Here is a 22,433-nt window from a genome sequence, read left to right on the forward strand (position 1 = left end):
ACTGTTTCCGATCCCCCCTTGCGGAGGTTAAACCGGCATGGCCAAGATGTTTTACACGCTCGAAGAAGCCGCGGCGAAGCTGGGCGTGGCCCCGGACAAGATCAAGGACATGGCCGGCTCAGGCCAGATCCAGCAGTTCCGCGACCGCGACAAGCTCATGTTCAAACGCGACCAGATCGACGCCATGGCCAACGAGACCGACCTCGACGAAGGAGCCGACGCCTCAGGCGGACCCATCGCCCTCGCCGACACCTCCGCCGGCATCGGACTCGAAGACTCGGTCATCGGCAGCGGAGACTCCAACGCCGGCTCAGGCTCAGGCGTCAACGTCTTCGAAGGCGGAGAAGTCAACGAAGCCGATCCCCTCGCACAGACCCAGTTAACCGACTCCGACCTCGGCGACGACCTCAACCTCGAACCCTCCGGATCATCCTCCGGCTCCGGTCTCCTCGACCTCACCAACGAATCCGACGACACCAGCCTCGGTGCCGAACTCCTCGACGAGATCTACCCCGGCTCCGACGCCGGCGACACCTCCATCCAGACCGCTGAAGGCAGCGGAATGTTCGGACCCGGCGCCAGCGGGTCCGGTACCGCCATGACCACCACCATGGACTCCGGCGGATTCGGTGCCCTCGGCGAAGTCTCCGCCGTCGAACCACAGGCCGGCGACATGGAACTCGGCGCACTCGCAGCAGCCTCCTCAGGCGGTGGAAGCACCCGTGGCGAAGACTTCCTCAGCGGGAGCCTCTTTGGCGTCATCGTCACCCTCGTCGTCGCACTCCTCGTCATCGTCCCCGTATGGGCTGGCAGCAGCAGCCCCATCACCGTCTCCATGATGTCCAGCGCCATGTTCTACGGCATCTGGCTAGGCGGGCTCTTCATCGCATGGGTCCTCTTTGGCGTGATCGGGATGGTCCTCGGCGGTCGCGGCTAAAATCACGACCCTGATCTGGTCAGGATGACCCACTCATGCTCGGTGCTCATACCCAACGGGAATGGGTGACAGCCGCTGTCACCACGCTGCTACTCGCCACCGCCGCTGGCTTCATGCTCTGGTGGTGGGCTCTCGCCATCACTCTCATCGCCGGAACCCTCATCCTTGTCTCATTCCGCGACCCCGACCGCAGCCCACCCTCCCAGCGCGGCGTCGTGGTCTCAGCCTCCGACGGCACCATCAGCTCCATCCACCCAGTCGAAGAACTCGAAGCCTTCGACGGCAGCGCCGTCTGCATCCGCACCTTCCTCTCCCTCACCGATGTCCACATCATCCGCATGCCCTGCTACGGCCGCATCGATTCGGTCCGCCACCAACCCGGCCGACACATCTCCGCACTCAATCCCAGGTCGATCGAAGAAAACGAATCCGTCACCGTCACCCTGCTCCATCCCACCCGGCAGGAAACCGTCGCCGTCGTCCGCCTCATCGCCGGACAGTTCGCCCGCACCATCCGCCTCTTCGCCCAGCAAGGCGACACCCTCCAACGCGGACAACGACTCGGCACCATCCTGCTCGGCTCCACCGTCGAGGTCTACCTCCCCACCGAATCAAGCTACCGCATGATGCTCGAAACCGGAGCCACGGTCCGCGCTGGCGAATCCATCATCGCCGAGCCCCGCCGCGACCAGCCCGTCACCGCAACCCTCGTCCCGATGAACCAGCAGACTTCCGAACCGACGCCGCCCTCCGATCACCAATCACCTGAGCCTCATCAGCAGCTCAACCTACCCGACCCAACCCTGACCCCGAGCCAGCCGGGGTGACCACGCCAACCCAGACCGACCTACAGATGATGCGCCTCGCACTCGACGCCGCCGACCGCGCCGCCGAGATGAGCGAAGTCCCCATCGGAGCCGTCGTCTATCGCGGGGACCAGGTCCTCGCCACCGCCCACAACCTCCGCGAAACCGACGCCGACCCCACCGCCCACGCCGAGATCATCGCCCTCCGCCAGGCCGCCAAGTCAATCGGCCACTGGCGACTCATCGGCTGCTCCATCGCCGTCACCCTCGAACCCTGCCCCATGTGCGCCGGAGCGCTCGTCAACTCAAGGCTTGATCGAGTCGTCTACGGAGCTGATGACCCCAAAATGGGCTGCGTGCGCACACTTTCAAGCCTTTGCGATGACCCCAGATTCAACCACCAGCTCGAAGTTATCCCCAACGTGATGGATTCAGAGGCCATCCAACGCCTCCAGGCCTTCTTCCGCGCCCGCCGATAGCCTCATCGACCCGAAGAAACACAAAAAACGCTACTTGCCCCTCATGCGCACAGGCGTAATCAACCGCAGAATCGCCGGCACCACCGTAAAACACGCGAGCAACGTAAACCCGATCCCCAGCGTCATCACCAGCCCAAGCCCCGCCATCCCACGATGCGACGCTAGCAACAGACTGGCAAAACCAATCAACGTCAGCGAACCCGTCAACGCCACCGACCACCCCGTGCCGTCGGTCAGCCCCGGCCAGCGCACCCGCGGGTGCAGCCGATACCGATGCAGCAGGTGCACTCCCGAGTCCACCCCAACACCAAACAGCAGCGGCAACCCGATCACACTCGCAGGCGTCAACGGCTGATCCAGCAACACCAACGCCGCCGCACCAAGCACCATCCCCACCAGCACAGGCACCATCGCCATCACGGCATAAACCAACGACCAGAAATCAATCGCAACCACACTCAGCACCAGCACAAACGACACCAACCCCGCGAACAGATACGCCCGCTGAATCAGCCGTCCGGACTCATACACCTGGACAATCACCCCAGTGGCCTCAGGATCAACACCACGAAGATCCCCAATAAACGCTGGCAAAAACTCCGGGTCAAGGGGGTTATCAATCCCTTCAGGAAGCCGCGGATACACCTCGATCGCGTACCGCGCTGGCTGCTCCTCCGAAACCGCGGTCGCCACCAGCAAATCCGGCAACTCTTCCACACCCAGCGGGTCAGGATCGGTCGCAGCTCGCAGCATCGACAACACATCCGATCGCCACCGCCCCACATCCCCCCGCAGCGCCTCGATACCCGCATCGCGATCTGCCTCTCCGAGTTGACTGATCCGCTGCCACTCATCCCCCCGCTCAAGCAGGCTCGCGGCCCAGCGAGCATCACCGGTCAACTGCGCGAGCGTTGCCCCCGCGATCAGCCCATTCATCAGCCGATCGACCTGAGCAAACGCCTCCTCATCATCCGCCGCCAGCAGCGACACGCCGGGATCGACCGCCAAGACTTGCTCACGCCGCTCCGCCAGCGCCGCCATCCGCTGCTCTTCATCAGGCGGGAACAGCATCGCGATCCCACTCAAGTCGCCAAATCGATTCCCCGTCCCATGACGACGAAACGCCCAAACCCGCTCGCGTGCCTCCTCCAGCGAGTCAGCGATCGACACGCCATACCACACCGTCCGCTCCCCATCCCGCACGATCCGGTTCTGCCAGATCACGGATTCAACCCCGACCGGCAGCAGCTTGAGCAGGTCATAATCAAACCGGGACTTCTCACTCACCAGCAAACCCGCCCCACCCAGCAGCAGCACGCCAACCCCAGTCACCACCCACGCCGTCGTAGGCCGGCGCTGGTTAATCCGCTGCGTCGCCCGGCCGGTACTCGACCGCGATAACCCTGCCAGTTGATGCCGGCACAGCCACAGCAACCCCGGCAGCATGACCAGCGTCGCCACCACCGCGAGCAGCACCCCCCCCCCCGCGATCAGCCCCATCTCCGCGACACCCGTGAAGTCGGTCAGCATGGTGGTCCCGAACGCGCACGCCGTCGTCACCGCCCCCGTCACCAATCCCGGACCCGCCGTGCGATACGCCGAGATCACCGCCCGCTCATACCGCCCCTCACCGATGGTGATGCCCTTAGGCAGCCGACGCGCCAGCGACCCGATCACATGCACCCCAAAATCCGCCCCCAGTCCCAGCAGGATCGCCGCGAACACCACGCTGATCACCTGCAGATGCCCCACCGCCAACGATGTAAAGGCAAACGTCCACGCCATCGCCACCGTCAGCGTAGCCGCGAGCGTCAGCGGGATCGCCAGCCCGCGATAACTCAGAAACAACACCAACAAAATCAGCCCCGCCGCGACCAGACTCGACAGCGTCGCATCACGTACCGCCGCCGCCGTCTCGTCCGATTCGATCGCCTCGATCCCGGTCAAACCCAACTCGACGCCAGGATGACTCACGCGAACCCGGTCGATCTCCTCATGAATGATCCGCATCGCCGCCTCGTACGGCTCCACCGTCTCATTCGATCGCGCCGGACGGACGGGCATCAACAACAGACGACCATTCTCCGTCGCCAGATACGTCGCCGGCCCAGTCAGGCTCGCACCCAAATCCCGCGCAAAATCAATCGAATCGTCCGCATCCTTCGAGAACCGATTCAGCACAAGACCAAAGAGCGTGGCTGCGATCGCACCTTGCTCCTCAGCGTCACCAGCTATCGACACCGTGAGCATCTCATCGAGTGACCTGATCCCAAGAAACGCCAGCCCGGCGTCAAGCCCCGCCAGCCCCGCAGTAAACTCCTGCACCGGTGCAATCCGAAGCAGCCTTGGGCTCAGATCAGCCGTATCGAGTCGCCATCGTGCCGTCGAGGTCTCCTCGTGCACTAGCAACGCGGCACCGAGCGCATCCATGGCGGCTTGCGCTCTCGCACGAGATCGCTCACTCACTTCCCCGTTGCTGCCCGCAGCGTCCACCACGATCAGCAGGTCCCCACCCGGATTGAATGCCTCCTGCCAGGCCAGAAACCGCTGATTCCAGTCGAGTCGATCGGAGATCAGCGCATTGCGATCCGACTGGAACCCCAGCGTCATCACCGAGAACACAATCGCGACGAGCGCCAGCCCCGCGCAGACCGAAAGATTCAGTCGTCGATGACGAAAGGACCAGCGGGCCAGTGCCGTGAGCAGGCGATCACGCAGGCGGTCGTGCATAAGGGCGATGGTAGCCGGGGCGAGGCCGGCGGTGGGGCGTCAGTGATGCGCGATCATCAACCGATGTCGATCAGGTCGATCGACTCGCCCAGTTGCAGTTCGAGCACACGGCGGATCAGCCGGTGCTCCGGCCGCATCAGCCGTGGATCATCCTTGATGATCCCTTTGGCATCCCGCCCCGCCAGTCGCAGCAACGGCTCGTCCTCTGGCAGCCGCGCCATCCGCAAGGGCGACGCCCCCGCCTGACGGGTACCGTAAAACTCACCCATCCCTCGGATCTGCAAGTCCAGCTCCGCGATCTCGAAGCCGTTGGTCGATTTCACGATCGCCGCCATCCGCTGCACCGCCTGGTCCGTCGTCGGACGGCTAATCAGGTGACACACACAAGGCGTGTCCCCTGCGATCCGGCCAATGCGACCACGCAACTGATGAAGCTGCGCCAACCCAAACCGCTCGGCCTGCTCAATGACCATCCACCCCGCATCCGGCACATCGACGCCAACCTCGATCACCGTCGTGGCCACCAGCACCTTGCTCCGGCCCGATCCGAACGCGGTCATCGCACGCTGCCGCTGATCCGCAGGCATCCGCCCGTGCACCATCTCGACTCCAAACTCCCCCAGCGGGCTGTTCATCAGTTGCCGCGCCCGCGCCTCAACCCCCAACACCGTCTCCTCATCGTCATCCGTCTCACCCCGATCATCGATCGTTGGCAGCACAACAAACCCAGGCTCACCAGCCCTTGCCCGTTCGATCACGTCCGCCAGGACATGATCCATCTGCTCCGGCGAACTGACCTTGGTCTGGATCGGCCGTCGCCCCTGAGGAGCCTCACGGATGGTCGAGACATCAAGGTCACCAAAGAGAGTCAATGCCAACGTCCGCGGGATCGGCGTCGCCGTCATCACCAACTGATGAGGCCGGTGATGCTTCTTAAACACTGTCGCTGGCGCAGACCCCGCCTCCGTCTGCCTGAGCTGACCACGCTGCCTAACACCGAACCGATGCTGCTCGTCAATGATGACCAGCGCGATGCGCTCCGTCAGACCCTCACGGTTCAGCAGCGCCTGAGTCCCCACAAGCAGCCTGGGCCGGTCAGCCGTCAGAGCTGGCACCTCCATGCCCGCCGTCACCAGGTGCACCGGGAGGTCCGCGCCCGTTAGCGTCTGAGCCAACCGCTGATAATGCTGGATCGCCAACACCTCAGTCGGGGCCATCAGCGCCGACGACCAGCCCTTGGAGGCCGCCAGCATCATGGCGTAGACCGCGACCAGCGTCTTGCCCGCGCCCACGTCTCCCTGCAGCAGCCGGTTCATGGGCAGATCACGAGCCATATCCGAAGCAATCTGCGCAACCACCTCGTCCTGCGCCCCCGTTAGCGTGAATGGCATCCGATCACGAATCCGCTGATCCACTCGATCGCTCGACTCAATACTCGGAGCCGAGTAGTGATCGCGAATAAACGCACACTTGAGCTGCACACCCAGTTGAACCAGCAGTAGTTCGTTGTAAGCCAGCCGCCTGCGTGCGGCCAGATGATCATCTTCCTGATCAGGCGTATGGATCATCTCAAACGCCCGCGCCAGCGTCGGGAGATTCTGATCCTTCCGAAGCCCCTCGGGCAGCGGGTCCTCCACCTGCTCCAGTGCCCACGCCAGGGTCTTTGATACATGGCCAGCGATCCGGTCTGAGGTCAGTCCCTCCGTCGTCGGATAGATCGGCCGCAACCGCGGACCCGCACGCTCAGGCGCTTCGTCTTCGCCAAGGACCCGCCATCGCGGATTCACCATCTCAGCCATGCCATCGACCCGACGCACCTTCCCGTTCACTGTCAGCCGAACACCGGGCTGGACCTTGTCACGCAGAAACGGGCTGTTGAACCAGATCATCCGCAGCACCCCCGTATCGTCCTCCAGAACCGCCTCGAAGCGGCCCTTACGCCCCCAACCTCCAGAGACCCATCGAGACCGGGCGACGATCCCCGCAGCCGCCCCAGGCTGACCACCGACCAGGTCAACCACGGCCGTATGGTCGGGCCTCGTCTCATACCGACTCGGGTAGTGCCGGATCAGGTCAGCGACCGATCGAATGCCTAGTCGCTGATAACCCGCTAGGAGTGTCGGATAAACCCCCGGAGCCTGCTCTATCGGCATCGCCAGTCGTGGACCAGATTGCGTAGCAGGTGCCTTCACGCGGCCATCATAAGCAGCTGCATCGATCACGCTCGACGAATGCCACCTACGTCACTCATATAAAAAAACAGACCCACGGGATGAACCGTGGGTCTGCGAGAGATCGAGTGGGATGGCCGTCTTAGCGACGACGCATCAGGCCAGCGAGGCCGAGGCTCAGGAGGGCTGCGGAAGCAGGCTCCGGAACGATCTCGACGTCGATCTTGGTCAGCTTCTTCTTGATGAAGGCGGCGGCACCATTACCGTTCGAGGTCGAGAGGGTGTTGTCAAAGGTCAACTCAACACCTGTCACATTACCCGTGATGCTGGCGCTGGCGGCCAGAGCAACGATGTCAATGGTTAGGTCACCACTCCAGATCACGCCGACACCGACACCGTCAATGCCAAGGTCGTAAACGCCGCTTCCAGGGGTGATGAACAGGTTTGTAGCAAGCTCAGGACCATCGATGGCAACGCCATCAACCTCGATGATATCAACGAAGACAGGAGCGGAGACACTGGCGATGGCGAAAGTCCCGGGACCACCGATGATCGTGTAGTCGCCGGTCTCGAACAGATCAATGCTGACAATGCCAACACTGTTGCTGTTCGAGGAGATGATCGTGCGGAGTTGGCTATCGATGATCGAAGCACCCGGAGCACCAACCGAGGAAGACTCGAAGGTCGTCGGGTTGAAGGTCATCGCGTTCTGAGCGACAGACGCCGGGGCACCCTGCAGCGGGAGCGTACCCGTGCCGGAAGACTCAGTGACATTCTCAAAGGTCACGTCGTCGCTGACGAACGTGCCGTAGTTGAGAGAAGCAGCCTGAGCAAAGCTGCCACCAAGGGCAACCGTCACCAAGCATCCAGTAAGTGTCATTTTATTCAAGGTCATCTCGGTCTCTCCTCCTTGGCCTAAGCCAGGATATTCGAGTGCTGTTCTAGATCACTGGCCCATCCACCGCCAGCGACTGTCATAACTAGTATACGGATGATGAGGGCGGATGCAACGGCATTGGGCCATTTCGAGCGATTTTCTAGTAGGATCGGCCAAAAAAGAACCCCACGCGCCTTCTGGATATAAAACCGCCCCATCAGGATTGATAGGGCGGTTTAAAATAGGTAAGTTAGCCTAAACTGGCTGTTTTACGACCGACGGGCGATCGCCGCGAGGCCGAGGGCGAGCAGGGTCGCCGTGGCCGGCTCAGGGATGTCACCACGGTCGATCGTCGTAATCTCGATGACTACGCCGTCAGTCTCCTTCTTCTTGATGAAGGAAGAAGCTCCGCCAGCGGCAGCCGAGGCTAGAACGTTATCAATCGTGATGTAGGCTTCGGTCACACCCTGACCCTCAAACTCGGTACCCGCCAGGGCGCCAAGCAAGTCGATCTGGATCGAACCGCTCCAGATGACGCCAGTGATCACGCCACCCGTGCCCGGCAGGACAAAGTTACCGCTCGCGGGAACGATGACCATGTTGAAGGAGCCGCTGGGTCCATCGACCTCAACACCGTCAACGCCCGTGATGTCAAAGAACACAGGCGTCGAAATAACCGCCTGAGCGAAGCTTCCGGGAGGGCCGATCAGCGTGTAATCGCCCGTCTCCGTCAGCTCAAACATCGTCAGGCTGGTGTCGTTGTCGTTTGTCGAGAGCGTGAACGACAACTGCGAATCCGTGATGTCCGCAGGGACACCGGCGTTCGCGAACGATTCATAGTTGTTGGGGCTGAAGCTCATTGTGTCGCCCACAACCGTGGGAGCACCAAAAAGCGGCAGCGGGTCCGTGGTCGAGTTCTCGGTCACATCCGTGTAGGTCACGTTCGCGCCGACGAAGCTACCGTAGTTCTGGCCTGCTGCCCATGCATTTCCAGCAACAGCAAGACCGGCCACGATGCTCATTCCAAAGGTCATTTTATTCATGATTCTAGTTCTCCCGCGCCTTTATGGCACTGATAGCAGTTCTCTTTCCTACCTCCCAGCACATGTAGAATACTCCAGGACTTGAGGGTCTGCAAGCCTTCTCGGACCATATGGCCATGAAAATACGCTGAGTCGACCGGATTCCTTGTTCTAGGGGGTCTGGGTAAGCCTCAGGACGCTTGGCTGGGGAGTGCCGGGCATCAACTCTGACCAATCGTCAGCCGAACTTCCGCCATCCGAACCGGGCTCGCCGCCAGCCAATCCGGGTCCAGCGACAAGGTCTCCCCATCCCCATCTACCTGACCGAATGCCAGCACCCCCGTCGGACAAGACTGAACACAAGCCGAACACCGCACGCACTCCGGGTCCTGCATCGCCCGACCCTTGTTCGCGAAGTTCATCACGTCAATCCCCTGATGGCAAACCGAGGTGCAGACGTTGCATGAGATGCACTTCTTCTTCTCCGGGATAATCGCAAACCGACTGAACCGCGCATACACATGCATCAACGCCGCCAGCGGGCACGCGAATCGACACCACACCCGACCCGAAAAGTGGAAATACAGCCCGAACCCAATAATGCCCGCCCACAGCAGGTCCACGAACCAGGCATAGTTCAGGCCCGGCAACGCATCACTGTATTTCGACGGCCCCAGCACCACGCTGTACGCATCCGTCGCCCAACTCGCCCCGGTTACCCAGCTCACCACCCTCAACACCAGCAGCAGCAGCGCCAGCACCAGAAAGACCTGGCCGAGCATATTAAGACGGTTCCAGAACGGCCCGTGAGGCATCTTGTGCCGATGCGTGTCGCCCAGCGTCTCCGCCATCGCCCCGCACGAACAGACCCACCCGCAATAAACACCCTTGCCATAGAAGTAGATCGCCACCGGGATCAGCACAAACGTCTGAACCAGACTGATGATCAGCCAACCCCACAACGGCTGATCTGTAAACACGTTCCACAGAAACAGCGGCCACGCCAGAATCAGCCCGAACGCCCGCCAGTACTCCCGACCATGAGGGTCATACTCAACCTCCGGAAACAGGCTGTCTGCGAGCGACTGACCCACCCCAGCATCGAACCACCCGTTGTGCCCCATCCACGGGATCACCAGATACGGCAGCAAAAACAGCGGGATGCACTGGATCGCCATCAAGGTGATCGTCTGCGTCGTGATGTAAGGCGTCTTCCGCCGATTAATCCGCCGAACCCCAAACACCACAATCAACGTGCAATAAAGCAGCGAAAACCAGAACCCCGGACTGGACCCCGTCATCCCTCGCAAACCCGCAGCAGACAGCTTCAAAGTCCCCACCAGCGTGCTCGGGTCGGTAAACACCTCTGACCACGAAGCCAGCCAAGGCCCCAGGTTGTGAGGGAACCAACCGTTTTTCTCGAAGGTCTCCGCCAAAGGCAACCACGTCCCCGGCTTCTTCCACTGATAGAAGAACGTAAAAATCGCCAGCATCAACACCAGCGTCGCCCACCACATCCCCCCACGGTCCCCCGACACCTTCACCCCCGACTTCCTGAAAAAATCCAGCGGGGCCTCCCGCCCAATCATCGCAAACACCGCATCGTTTTCGATGCTCTGGTCACTCCCGTCCGCATCCGTGACCACTACCCGCGAGTCCTCCACCGCCTTGACCTTGCTCGCCATCATCAACGTCACTGACCCCGTCGCCCCCTCCGGCCGCATCGAACTATCCGCCGCCGTCGTGATCCGCTCAGAACTCGGGCTATCCACGCCCACCACAGCCTCCGGATTCTCCGCCAAAGCCTCCAGTTTCTCGATGTTCTCCGGCTTGGGCCTCGCAAACTCAGCCTTGCGGTAGCTCAGCGTCACATTCGCCCCGCACGCCCCCAACGCGCTCGCCGCCTCCAACGCCGAATCCCCCCCGCCAACAACCAGGACGTCCTGGCCGCAGTAATCCTTCGGGTCATGCAGCCGGTTGTAAACCTTGTCCTTCTCCTCACCCGGCACCCCCAGCTTCCGGAAGTTCCCCGATCGACCGATCCCCACGATCACCCGATGCGCCCGAATGTCCACCCCGTCTGCGACCACCAGCTCAAACACCTTCCCCGACCGATTCACCCGCTCAATCCGAGCCTTCACCGGCTCTATCCCTTGCTCCAGAGTCTGCTCGTGCAGGTCCTGGATCAGCCCCTCCTTCACTTCCGATTTCTCATGAAACTGCAAATCGCCCGCTGGCGTCATGTCCGTCGGATAGGTGTAAATCGGCTTGCCTTTAGGGAAGTTCACGATGGTCGAAAACGGCTCCGCCGCCTCAAACAGCGTATAGGACAGCCCCTGCTTCTTCGCCTCCATCGCCGCCGCAAACCCCGATACCCCCCCGCCGATGATCGCGATATCCACCACGCCCGAATCCCCAAGGTCTCGCTTGGCGAACCCCGGCTCCCGCGCAATCGTCTGCACCGCCCGGCTCCCGGTATCCGCCGAAAACTTCAGCAACGGAATCCCCGTCAGGTCCCCCACCACATACAACCCCGCCACATTCGTCGAACCATCCGGCTGCACCACCGGCAACTTCTCAACCGTCCCCGCAGGCCATTTCCCGTGCAACCAGTGGTAATAACCGGAGATCAATCCAAGCATCCCGAGTCCCTTCTGATGGTCTTCAATAGGCCCAAAGCCCGTTTAACGCTGGGCATTCAGCGCCCACGAATAATCAACAAACTCAATCCGCGGGCTGCGTCCCCGGTCCATCGCCGTCTTGAGCGCAGGCATGTATCGCGCCGCATAAGCCTCCACCGACCCCGCTTCATCCACAAAATCCTGCCCGTACCAGTCGTACAACTTAGTCAACCGCAGCCGGTTGCGACGCACATCGTATGAAGCCCAGCGCGGGTCACGATGGCTTGCCGCCGTCGCCCGCTCAAGCTGTTCATCGAGATCATCCCCCGTGTACGCAAACCGCCGAAGCAGCGGGCAGCTCTCCGCCGCACAGACCAGTGCAAAGTGAATCCGGGCATCCTTAAAGACAGGCCGAATCAGCTCATGCTCGATCTGATTCAGGCTGTACGTCCCCCCCGCTACCGCCCACCGCTCATGATCCCACCGCTTCGCCTCAGGAATATCCATGATCGACTCAAGATCGCCCCCCTCGTCGTACTCCGTGATGAGCTTCAACGTGAAAGCGTTGTACGCATTGATCAGCAACGCCAGATGCTCCTCCTCACTGAGCCTCTCGACATCAACACGACCGACCGCCCCGATGTACCCATCCAGAACCGAAGAATCAGAGGCAACGCCACCATAATCCACCTCACCCTGCTCATTCACATGAGCCTTCAGCAGCGCATCAAACGGCCCGTGATCAATCTCCGTCCCACCGGTCTCCCGGGCCACCCGCTTGATCGCCCCCAACGGATTGGCCAACACAGGCGTAACAGCCACCAACAAAGCAAGCAGCAGAACAAGGTGGCGGACGCTCATAAATAATAGATTCCTTCCTGGCGTGGTCTCAATCAACGCGCCACCATCCCACTTGATTCCCGACCCCTCAAGCCTAACCACTCAAGCCCGAGCACGAACCCCCAGATCGTGACCTGTCCCGGTCCCGACCTCTAGAATGCCACGATGGGCGACAACCCCTTCCAACTCGTCTCCGAGTTCACCCCCATGGGCGACCAGCCCGCAGCCATCGACGCGCTGACCGATGGCATCGAAGCCGGCGAGCGCTACCAGACACTCCTGGGGGCCACCGGAACCGGCAAAACCTTCACGATGGCCCACACCATCGCCCGAATCAACAAACCCACACTCATCATCTCCCACAACAAAACCCTCGCCGCCCAGCTCTACGAAGAGATGCGTGAGCTGTTCCCCAACAACGCCGTCTCCTACTTCGTTTCCTACTACGACTACTACCAGCCCGAAGCCTACATCCCCCAACGCGACATCTACATCGAAAAAGACTCCTCCCGCAACGACGACCTCGACCGACTCCGCATGGCCGCCACCTCCAACCTCGTCTCCCGCCGCGATACCATCGTTGTCGCCTCCGTCTCCTGCATCTTCGGACTCGGCTCGCCCGACGCCTTCAAGAACGCCGTCATCTCCATCTCCGTCGGGCAGATGCTCCCCCGCCAGGACTTCCTCCGCGCGCTGACCGACCTCCAATACAGCCGCTCCGAGTACGAACTCAAACGCGGGACCTTCCGCGTCCGTGGCGACGTCATCGAACTCGTGCCCGCCTCCGAAGAGTTCGCCTACCGCATCGAACTCTTTGGCGACGAGGTCGAGTCACTCGCCCTCATCCACCCGACCTCGGGCGAACTCCTCGCCCAGGAACAGCACCTCCACGTCTTCCCCGCCGTCAACTACGTCATGCCCGAGGAAAAACTCGCCTCAGCCCTCGACTCCATCAAAGAAGAGCTCGACCGCCACGCCATGAAACTCCGGTCCGAAGGCAAACTCCTCGAAGCCCAACGACTCGTCGCCAGAACCAAATACGACCTCGAAATGATGGAAGAAGTCGGCTACTGCTCAGGCGTCGAGAACTACTCCCGGCACCTCGACGGCCGCCCGGCCGGCTCCCGACCCTACACCCTCCTCGACTACTTCCCGCCAGAAGACTGGCTGTTCATCATCGACGAATCCCACGTCACTCTCCCGCAGATCAAGGCCATGTACAACGGCGACCAGGCCCGCAAACGTGTCCTCGTCGATCACGGCTTTCGACTCCCCTCCGCACTCGATAACCGACCCCTCAAGTTTGAAGAGGTCGAAAAAACCTGGCACCAGGTCGTCTTCGTCTCCGCCACACCCGGACCCTTCGAACTCGAAAGAACCGCGGGCCAGGTCGTCGAACAGATCATCCGCCCCACCGGACTCGTCGACCCTGTGATCGAAATCCGACCCGCCGCCGGACAGGTCCCCGACCTGCTCGAGCAGATCGTCCAACGCAAAGCCGCCGGTGAACGCGTCATCGTCACCACCCTCACCAAACGCCTCGCTGAAGACCTCGCCGCCTACCTCGCCGGTCAGGACATCAACTGCCGCTACCTCCACTCCGAGATCGACACCCTCGACCGCGTCGTCATCCTCCGCGAACTCCGCGAAGGACAGTTCGACGTGCTCGTAGGCGTCAATCTCCTCCGCGAAGGACTCGATCTCCCCGAGGTCTCCATGGTCGCCATCCTCGACGCCGACAAAACCGGCTTCCTCCGCTCCGCCACCAGCCTCATCCAGCAGATCGGCCGCGCCGCCCGAAACGTCAACGCCTTCGTCGTCCTCTACGCCGACGAAGTCACCCCCGCCATGCAGGAAGCCATAGACGAAACCGAACGCCGCCGCGAGAAACAGCTCGCATACAACGCCCAACACAACATCACCCCTCAGACCGTCAAAAAAGCCATCCGCCAGGGCATCGAACTCGAACTCCGCGCCCGCCGCACCGCCCGCCAGCTCATGGCCCCCGAAGCCGAAGACCAGGACATCGACCGCGAAGAACTCCTCGCCGAACTCGAAAAGCAGATGTTCACCGCCGCCGAAGCCCTCGAGTTCGAAAAAGCCGCCTCCATCCGCGACAAAATTAAACAGGTCAAAGAAACCCCCGAACTCGCCCGCCTACCCATCGAACGAACACCCAAAAGAAAACCAGGCACCCCCGGAACACGCGTCGTCAAACGCAGTAAAAAATGGAACGCCCCCGGCTGATCCAACCCCATCCGAAAGCAGACACCCTATGAAACCATCACTCCTCCTCGCCCTCCTCACCACCGCCACCCTCCTCACCGGCTGCGCCGCCACCCCCGCCGCCCCCGCAACACCCAAAGAACGCGTCCTCCACCACTACGGCTACGACAACTGGGACCAGATCACCGGCATCGCCTTCGACTTCAAAGTCCAACGACCCAACGGCGACATCATGACCCGAAGCTGGCTCTGGAACACCGCCGAACACTACGCCGTCCTCAACCCCGGCGACCCCGACTCCGTCCTCATCGACCTCAACCACCCCGACCGCACCGACCAAACCAAACAGGCCCACGGCCGCTTCATCAACGACACCTACTGGCTCCTCTTCCCCTTCCAACTCGAATGGTCAGAGCCCACCCTCGAAGACCGCGGCATCGCCGAAGCCCCCGACGGCGCCGACGCCGAGATGACCGAACTGCTCGTCGCCAGCTACCCCCAAGGCGGGTACACCCCCGGCGACGCCTACGAACTCTACGTCACCCCCGAAGGCCGCATCGCCGCCTGGGTCTTTGTCCGCAACGACAACCGCCGACCCGCCATCTGGAACAACCAGGCCAACGCCGGACCCATCAAACTCAACCTCAACTTCAAAGGCCCCAACGGCTTCCACCTCTGGTTCGACAACACCCGCATCCGACTCCAGGGCGAACGCTTCTGGCGAACAATCGAAGCCGAGTAACCCCGTCAACTGGCACCGCCACGCCACTTGAGCACACACAGTCCAGCCGTAACGTCCGGGTGGCGCATTGCACGCCGGAGGCGTGCTGTGTGAACTCATCAAAGACTGTAGCCATCACACCCATAACCCGCTACGAACGAGATGAAAGCGCTCTAACAAACGCCCACTAAACCGCCGACAACCCGAGCGCGACACGAGCCATAGGCGCAAGCCTGTGGGGCCATCCCCTCAAAAACCCACCACCATCACACATCACCCGCGTCGCAACACCACCAACGAAAAAAAGCGGCACGACCCCAAGGCCGTGCCGCTTCAATCTAAACAAAATCAGTCTGACATTACGCCGAGCGACGACGCAGGCCAAGGGCCGACAGTCCAGCCAGCGCCAGAGCCGCCGTGCCGGGCTCAGGAACAACCTCCAGCAGCACGTTGTCAAAGCTCACGCCACCGTTCAAGCCCGAGCCCAGGTCCGAAGGACCGCCCAGACGAACGATATCAAAGCCAAAAGCCGCGTTCTGAACGATCGAAGCGACGTGCGTCCCGTTGATGTTGCCGTCGCCATTGAGGTCCAGCGTGAACACGACCTGGCTGTCCGTGATCTCGGCACGGAACGTGTGCCAGCCCTGCACAGGTGCGTTCACCAGCGGATCGCCAGCATCATCAACCATGTTATCGAACGCCACCCAGGAGCCGTCACTACCCGCGCCAAACAGAACCGTCCGGATAGCGTAGTGACTTGGCGAGTTGTACATGCCCATCTCGATGATGTTTGCACCCGCGGCCGCCCGCAGGCCCGCCGTGTTCCGCCGATTCGCATTCGCCGCGTCATCATAGATGTCCGCACTGAACACCAGAACCTCGCCCGCACCCGGATAAACCGAGCCAAACGAGAGGCTGTTCGTGTTCGCACCCGTGAAGCTGCCACCCGTACCAGGGTGTGACATCGACTGACCCGGATTACCAAAACCGGTATCCAGCGTGCCATCGCCCAGGCTCCACACGCCACCGAGGCCAGCGGTGTCGGCGTACGACTCAAAATCCTCGTTGACGATGCTGGCCGAGGCCAACCCCGTCGTCATCAGAACCGCAGCAGCACCGAACAGACAAGTCTTCATCTTCTTCCTCCTAAGGAAATCCAAAAACAGTGTTGATCACTAAAAAAAGCCGCAGGCAACTGCCCACAAACCACTCCTACTATGACCGACACCGCCCCCGCCGTCCATTCAGACTAGAAGATTAAGCACAATAAACCTCAGCCAGACCCAAAAACCTACGTCACTCCCCCAGCCATCCCATCTTCCAAACTCAGGCCCTGTCCCATCACCATGTCTTCCGCAACCGCAACAGCCCAAAGCTAAGCAGCCAGAACCCCCCCGGCTCCGGCACGACCCCACCAAAACCAAAGCTCCCAGCCAGAATCGACAGGTCCACCAGATCAATCACCCCGTCAAAACTCGCATCGCCCGCCAGATAATCCCCGGTCCCCCCAAACCCCCCTGCCAGAATCGACAGATCAATCAGGTCCACCGACCGATCCAGATTCAAGTCCCCCGCTACCGACCCGAACAGCTCTGTGATCCACGCCAGCGCATCATCACCATCAACCACCAGATCCCCATCAACATTCGCCACGCTCGCAGCATCCGCCACCCCCAACCGATCCAGAATCAACAGCAGATCACCCGCATCCAACCCGCCCGAGGCATCCAGATCACCCCCCAGCACAAGCTGCCAGGCACCCTGCGCCAGATACCCATGCGCCCGCGCCGTCGGATGCACACCATCAAAAAAAACATAGCCATTCACATCACCCACCGGACTATCCAGATACGCATCCGTCGTATTCACAAATCCGTAACGCCCAGGATCATCCACCCAAGCATTCGTCATCGAAAACACGTCCAGCGGATAAATCTCTGCCGGCCCCGTCTCATTCAACCCCTCGAGCACACCAGCCAGTTGGCTGTTATACGACGCCACAAACGTATCGATCACTTGCACCCCACCCCCGAAGTCCGGCGTCTGCCCCAGCGCCGGCAGATTCGGCACCACAAGGTGCCGCGCCCCCGCCGCCGTCAGACGCCCGATGTTCGTCTCGACGTTCGCCAGCATCGCCGCCACCCGCCCCGGCCCGTCCGCCGCCAACGACCCCGAAATATCAAACAGATCATTCCCCCCCGACCACAACGTAATCAACTCATCACCATCCAGCACAGGGGACGAACCCAGAAAACGATTGACCTGCTCCCCCGCATTCGGGAAGTTGAACGTAAAAATAAACTCCCGCACCGTCAGAAAACCATCACCGCTCGTCGTCCCCCCATAAGCATAGTTCCGACCCCCCGAAGCACTCCGCACCGGATTCGCCACCCCAAGCCGTCCTGCCAACCCCTCCACCCACACCGGCCCATCCGAAAAACGCCCAGCAAAATAATCCCCGCCCGGCACAAACCCAAACGTCCCCGCCGAAATGTTCCCCACATCCGACAACGAGTCACCAAACGCAATCAACTCCGTGATCGCACCGGAAGCAGGCTTCGCAACCAGCGTCAACACGACCAGCCATGCTGTCAGAAATCGGGCTCTCATCCCCAATCGCTCCGTAAGTAAAGTAACACACATCATCCTAGCGACAGTCTCGTCAAAAAACGCATACTTCTCAGACAACCACAGCGACATGCCCTGTCGACCCGTGCTCTAAACTCAAGAGCACCACAGACCACCCCGGAGTTACCCATGCGACCCATACTCTCCTTACTCCTCACCCTCCTCCTCGCCACCACCACTCTCGCCCAGCAGGTCGAAGACTTCACCTTCCTCCAACTCAGCGACATCCACATCAACCCGCGCCCCGAAGGCCAACCCTACGACCCCAACGGCCGCAGCATCGAAAACCTCCAGTGGATCGCCTCCCAAACCAACCAACCCCAACACCTCTCCCCCTACAACATCACCGCACCAGCCCCCGACCTCGCCATCATCACCGGCGACCTCCTCGAATACGCCACCATCGCCGATACATGGAACGACCTCTATCGTGCCATCAACCCTCTCCCCACCGACAACTACCTCGTCGCCGGCAACCACGACAACACCTGGGCAAGCATCAACCACAAACTCCGCGAACACTTCGGCGGGGACAACTACGCCTTCTTCCACAAAGGCATCCACTTCATCCAGATCAACTCCGCCGGCCTCCTCGAACCACTACCCGCCATCGAACGCCGCACCCTCACCTGGCTCGAACAACAACTCGAACGCATCGGCACCAACACACCCATCGTCCTCTCTCTTCACCACCCCCTCATCGACACCAACAGCTTCGCCTCCGAGTTCGACACCCTCCGACTCCACGAACTCCTCCGCGGACACAACGTCATCCTCATCATGGACGGCCACTGGCACAACGCCCAGACACGCAAGTGGCACCACTTCGACTCCGTCTGTGGCGGAACCACCTTCGGCGACAACACCGGCTACAGCACCGTCTCCATCCTCGACAACACCCTCCGCGTCGCCTACCGCTTCAAGAACCCCAAGCGCCCCATGCAGGGCCTCATCGAAAAGCCACTCACCACCCAACCACGAAACCTCGACACACAGCTCCTCCTCCCTCCACGACTCGAACACAATCAAACGCTCCGTGTCGGACTCCGCATCGATGCCCCGCCCTCACACATCAAAGAGGTCCGCCTCCGCATCAATAGCAACCCCGAATCCTCCACGCCGCTGAAACCCGTCAACGACAACTGGATGGCCTCGATCAACACCTCCAACATGGTCCCCGGCCGCCACTTCGCCACCATCGATATCCAGCACGCCGATGGTGAAACCTTCACCCGCGCCGGTGAGTTTCTCATCCAGCCCGATCCGCAACTGATGTCCTACGACCTACGCCGCATGGAGGCAGGCTCAAAAACCACCCCAACCCTCCTCGATCAAGGCATCGCCGTCGCCGACACCAACGGACTCGTCCGCGTCTACAACCATGACCTCAGCCTACGCTGGTACACCTCCACCGGTGCCCAGATCGTCCACAGCCTCACCCGCCACAACGACCAACTCCTGGTCGGATCCGATGACGGCACCCTCCGTTTCTACCTCGCCGCCACCGGTCGACTCGACGCCACCTACAACGCCAAAGCCCCCATCTACGCCCCCGCCGTCACCGCCGTCACCGCCGACAACACCATCTATCTCGCCGACGCCTCAGGACGCATCCACGCCATCAACCACGAAACCGCCAAGCCCATCTGGATCACCAAAGCCGCCGACTACGCCATCGAACAAGCACCCCTCATCACCAAAGACCTCGTCATCGTCGGTGCCTGGGACGGCATGATTCACGCCCTGGACCGAACCACAGGCGAAAAACGCTGGTCCGCATGGTCCGCCAAAGGACAGACCGACCGACAATCCCGCTACTACGGTCCCGCCGACTCTCCCCTCGTCGCTATCGACAACAACCTCTTCGTCACCGACCGAGGCTACGTCCTCGGACAGTTCAACCTCGACGGCGACTTCATCCGCACCCTCGACACCAACATCAGCGCCATCTCACCCAGCCAGGACGGCCCCGCCTTCTACGCCCGGGCCGTCGATAACCGACTCATCAAGTTCAACGCCCAAGGCGACAAACTCTGGGAAGTCCCCGTCCCCACCGGACGCCTCCCCACACCACCCACCCAACGCGGCAACATCGTCGCCATCACCTCCAACGACGGTCTGCTCTCCATCCTCAGCGCCTCAGACGGCTCCCTCATCAACCAGATCCGCGTCAGCCCCGGAACCTACGTCCAGGCCGCCCCCGCCATCGACGCCCAGGGTCGCATCCACGTCGTCGACCTCGACGGCGTCCTCTCCCGAATCCAACACCACCAACAACACTGATCACACACTCATCGCGCGAATCCACCTTCACGATCGGCTCGCTTGGCCAATACGATCTCCAAGCCACACTGCGCACAGATAATCACAATCGATACTTATTTTACATTGACGGGGGATAATCCGAGAATTATGCTCAAATATCACCCATGGAACCCCTCCTCGAACACCTGACCATCACCCCCCAATCCTCCTTCCGGCTCTACACCCGAGTCGATGAAGAGTTCGCCTTCGAGTGGCACCACCACCCCGAATACGAACTCACTCTCATCGTCGAAGGCCACGGCCGCCGCTTCGCCGGCGACGCCATCACCGGCTACCAGCCCGGCGACCTCGTCCTCCTCGGCCCCTACCTCCCCCACACCTGGCACTCCGACGAAACCTCCCGCGACAACACCGCCATCGTCATCCACTTCACCCCCGAATGGCTCAAAGCCGCCACCGCCAGCTGGCCCGAGATGCAGGTCCTCCACCGCATGCTCCGATCCGCCACACACGGGCTCTCTTTCCAAGGCGACCACGCCGAACAAGCCTCCGGTTTCCTCCGCAGGATCTCAAGCCGCTCCGGCCTCAGCCGCCTCGCCCTCCTCCTCGAAGTCCTCCAGGAACTCAGCGCAGACGCTAGCGCAAGACCCATCGCCTCGCCCGGCTACCGAACCTCCTCACGACCCATCGACCCACGCATCGACCGCATCTGCCGACACGTCAACGACCACATCCACGAAGACCTCACCCAAAGCGACATGGCCCTCATGATCCGCATGAAGCCCACCAGCTTCTCCAGACTCTTCAAACGAGCCATGGGAAAAACCTTCATCGAATACATCCACGAACTCCGCATCGCCAACGCCTGCCGCGCGCTCATCGAATCCGATGACCCCATCACCGACGTCTGCTTCCGCGCCGGATTCAACAACGTCTCCAACTTCAACCGCGTCTTCCGACGAGTCGTTGGCGTCAGCCCCCGCACCTACCGCAGACAGTTCCACAACCCCGCCGAACAATAAAACCCCGCCTGAACATCAAGGGATATCACATGACCACCGCAACCGACACACCGCCAGCCATCCTCGCCGAACTCGACCAGCCCTTCGACCTCAAACCGCAAACCATCGACCGCTTCCGCAAGTACGGCTACGCCAAGATCCCTGGCGTCCTGTCTCCCCAACTCCTCCAACACTTCCGCAAACCCATCAACGACGTCGTCCACGCCAACAACAAACTCGCCGGCGTCCCCATGGAACAACGCGACACCTACGCCAAAGCCTTCATCCAGGTCATCAACCTCTGGGAAAAACAAGACGAAGTCAGAAAACTCACGCTCAGCAAACGACTCGGACAGATCGCTGCCCAACTACTCGAAGTACAGGGCGTCCGCCTCTACCACGACCAGGCCCTCTACAAAGAACCCTCAGGCGGAATCACCCCCTGGCACGTCGACCAGTACTACTGGCCACTCGCCACCGACCGTACCGTCACCGCATGGATCCCCCTCGTCGAGGTCCCCATCGAAATGGGCCCCCTAACCTTCGCCGCCGGAAGCCAGCAACTCGACTTCGGCCGCGACCAGGCCATCTCCGATGACTCGGAAAAACTCCTTCGTGACAAAATCGAAGCCGAAGCCTTCCCCATCGAAGCCTCCGCCTTCGCCCTCGGCGAAGTCTCCTTCCACCTCGGATGGCTCGCCCACCGCGCCGGACCCAACCGCTCCAACAACGCCCGCGACGTCATGACCATCATCTACATGGACCGCGACATGAAACTCGCCGAACCCAAAAACGACAACCAGATCAACGACCGCGATGCCTTCTGCCCAAACACCCAACCCGGCCAGATCATCAACACACCCAAAAACCCCATCATCTACGAACCGGCATAAATATACTCTCTATAAAAAACGAGCCGCGTGCGGAAAGCTCTGCGTAGCCTCGGCGAAGCAGAGAGCCCGGGCTGCTCGCTCACCACCAACCAACAACCCAAGCGTGTCACGAGCCGCAGGCGCAAGCCTGCCGGGCCCATCCCCTCGCAAGGCAACAGCCATCAGACCACCCACAAGCGCCCGATCGGCCCCGTCACCGGTTCTCATCACACAGGC

At 61.3% G+C, this 22,433-nt stretch carries 16 protein-coding genes; 8 read left to right on the forward strand and 8 right to left on the reverse strand.

Features of this window, described 5'->3' with window-relative positions; translation table 11 throughout:
• Positions 1 to 37: 37 nt before the first annotated feature.
• The 3 genes from RIG82_13670 (at position 38) to RIG82_13680 (ending at position 2,222) form a co-directional block, all read left to right on the forward strand.
• On the forward strand, positions 38 to 937 hold the full coding sequence (locus RIG82_13670) for a helix-turn-helix domain-containing protein (GenBank protein MEQ9461992.1): 900 nt from the start codon (positions 38 to 40) through the stop codon (positions 935 to 937).
• A 65-nt stretch (positions 938 to 1,002) separates the two neighbouring features.
• Positions 1,003 to 1,764 (forward strand): phosphatidylserine decarboxylase, encoded by a 762-nt coding sequence (locus tag RIG82_13675; GenBank protein ID MEQ9461993.1) that lies wholly within the window; start codon positions 1,003 to 1,005, stop codon positions 1,762 to 1,764.
• Positions 1,761 to 2,222, forward strand: coding sequence for a nucleoside deaminase (locus tag RIG82_13680; protein ID MEQ9461994.1), 462 nt, complete (start codon positions 1,761 to 1,763; stop codon positions 2,220 to 2,222). The genes RIG82_13675 and RIG82_13680 overlap by 4 nt, the downstream gene beginning before the upstream one ends.
• Positions 2,223 to 2,252: 30 nt before the next feature.
• On the opposite strand, the gene RIG82_13685 is transcribed toward RIG82_13680, so the two are convergent.
• From RIG82_13685 to RIG82_13710, 6 genes are all read right to left on the reverse strand, one after another.
• Positions 2,253 to 4,952 (reverse strand): MMPL family transporter, encoded by a 2,700-nt coding sequence (locus RIG82_13685; GenBank protein MEQ9461995.1) that lies wholly within the window; start codon positions 4,950 to 4,952, stop codon positions 2,253 to 2,255.
• A 56-nt stretch (positions 4,953 to 5,008) separates the two neighbouring features.
• Complete coding sequence (locus RIG82_13690) at positions 5,009 to 7,144, reverse strand: ATP-dependent DNA helicase RecG (GenBank protein ID MEQ9461996.1); 2,136 nt, start codon at positions 7,142 to 7,144, stop codon at positions 5,009 to 5,011.
• 121 nt (positions 7,145 to 7,265) lie between these two features.
• Positions 7,266 to 8,018 (reverse strand): PEP-CTERM sorting domain-containing protein, encoded by a 753-nt coding sequence (locus RIG82_13695; GenBank protein ID MEQ9461997.1) that lies wholly within the window; start codon positions 8,016 to 8,018, stop codon positions 7,266 to 7,268.
• 251 nt (positions 8,019 to 8,269) lie between these two features.
• Entirely contained in the window at positions 8,270 to 9,043 is a 774-nt protein-coding gene (locus RIG82_13700; protein MEQ9461998.1) for a hypothetical protein, read from the reverse strand.
• A gap of 200 nt (positions 9,044 to 9,243) precedes the next feature.
• On the reverse strand, positions 9,244 to 11,664 hold the full coding sequence (locus RIG82_13705) for an NAD(P)-binding domain-containing protein (protein ID MEQ9461999.1): 2,421 nt from the start codon (positions 11,662 to 11,664) through the stop codon (positions 9,244 to 9,246).
• A gap of 42 nt (positions 11,665 to 11,706) precedes the next feature.
• A complete protein-coding gene (locus RIG82_13710; GenBank protein ID MEQ9462000.1) occupies positions 11,707 to 12,504 on the reverse strand; it encodes a DUF547 domain-containing protein in 798 nt (265 codons plus the stop codon).
• 144 nt (positions 12,505 to 12,648) lie between these two features.
• Here RIG82_13710 and uvrB point away from each other — a divergent pair, with 144 nt between their 5' ends.
• Positions 12,649 to 14,730 (forward strand): excinuclease ABC subunit UvrB, encoded by a 2,082-nt coding sequence (gene uvrB, locus RIG82_13715; protein ID MEQ9462001.1) that lies wholly within the window; start codon positions 12,649 to 12,651, stop codon positions 14,728 to 14,730.
• 28 nt (positions 14,731 to 14,758) lie between these two features.
• Complete coding sequence (locus RIG82_13720) at positions 14,759 to 15,451, forward strand: hypothetical protein (protein ID MEQ9462002.1); 693 nt, start codon at positions 14,759 to 14,761, stop codon at positions 15,449 to 15,451.
• Positions 15,452 to 15,789: 338 nt separating this feature from the next.
• Here RIG82_13720 and RIG82_13725 read toward each other — a convergent pair whose 3' ends face one another.
• A complete protein-coding gene (locus tag RIG82_13725) occupies positions 15,790 to 16,566 on the reverse strand; it encodes a PEP-CTERM sorting domain-containing protein (protein MEQ9462003.1) in 777 nt (258 codons plus the stop codon).
• Positions 16,567 to 16,771: 205 nt separating this feature from the next.
• Complete coding sequence (locus tag RIG82_13730; protein MEQ9462004.1) at positions 16,772 to 18,040, reverse strand: SGNH/GDSL hydrolase family protein; 1,269 nt, start codon at positions 18,038 to 18,040, stop codon at positions 16,772 to 16,774.
• 147 nt (positions 18,041 to 18,187) lie between these two features.
• Between RIG82_13730 and RIG82_13735 the strand changes: the two genes are divergently transcribed.
• From RIG82_13735 to RIG82_13745, 3 genes are all read left to right on the forward strand, one after another.
• Positions 18,188 to 20,341, forward strand: a complete 2,154-nt coding sequence (locus tag RIG82_13735) for a PQQ-binding-like beta-propeller repeat protein (GenBank protein MEQ9462005.1) — start codon at positions 18,188 to 18,190, stop codon at positions 20,339 to 20,341.
• Between the two features lie 146 nt (positions 20,342 to 20,487).
• The gene (locus RIG82_13740) at positions 20,488 to 21,345 is read left to right on the forward strand and encodes an AraC family transcriptional regulator (protein MEQ9462006.1); all 858 of its coding nucleotides are present in this window, start codon (positions 20,488 to 20,490) and stop codon (positions 21,343 to 21,345) included.
• Positions 21,346 to 21,374: 29 nt separating this feature from the next.
• Positions 21,375 to 22,217 carry a phytanoyl-CoA dioxygenase family protein gene (locus RIG82_13745; protein MEQ9462007.1) on the forward strand — a complete coding sequence of 281 codons (843 nt, stop codon included), beginning with the start codon at positions 21,375 to 21,377 and terminating at the stop codon, positions 22,215 to 22,217.
• Positions 22,218 to 22,433 lie beyond the last annotated feature (216 nt).

This window comes from Phycisphaeraceae bacterium (genome assembly GCA_040222855.1).
Classification (GTDB): domain Bacteria; phylum Planctomycetota; class Phycisphaerae; order Phycisphaerales; family Phycisphaeraceae; genus Mucisphaera.